We start from the raw sequence: 393 nt of genomic DNA on the forward strand, positions 1-393 counted from the left end.
CTGTACCGCAAGCTGCGCCAGCTGGGCGTGGACCTGGGGCGAGCCAAGCGCAACCAGTGAGGGGGGCGGTGGCCGCGGCGATGAGGGAGCGGCGGACGTTTTTTCAGAAATTTTGCGATCCTTGCGTGCAGGACGTTTTTTCTGGCTATAATTCAAGGCTCAGGCCCGGTAGCTCAGTTGGTAGAGCAGCGGATTGAAAATCCGCGTGTCGATGGTTCGATTCCGTCCCAGGCCACCAGAACGCAAAGCCCCTGATCTTTTACGAGGTCAGGGGCTTTTTGCATTTGGCGAGGGTTTCTTTGGCAAGTCTCAACTTGCTGGACCATGCGTGCTTCATCGCTGTGGCTACTACGATATTCCCCGCGCACGCGGGGGAGCCCCAGGCAATTAGAG

At 58.3% G+C, this 393-nt stretch carries 1 tRNA gene; it reads left to right on the forward strand.

What is annotated here, in order from left to right:
- The first annotated feature begins 162 nt into the window (after positions 1-162).
- Positions 163-238 (forward strand) — tRNA-Phe (locus HNV26_RS37720).
- Positions 239-393: the final 155 nt, after the last annotated feature.

The sequence above is a fragment of the Myxococcus xanthus genome, assembly GCF_013116825.1.
In the GTDB taxonomy this organism is placed as follows: Bacteria; Myxococcota; Myxococcia; order Myxococcales; family Myxococcaceae; genus Myxococcus; species Myxococcus xanthus_B.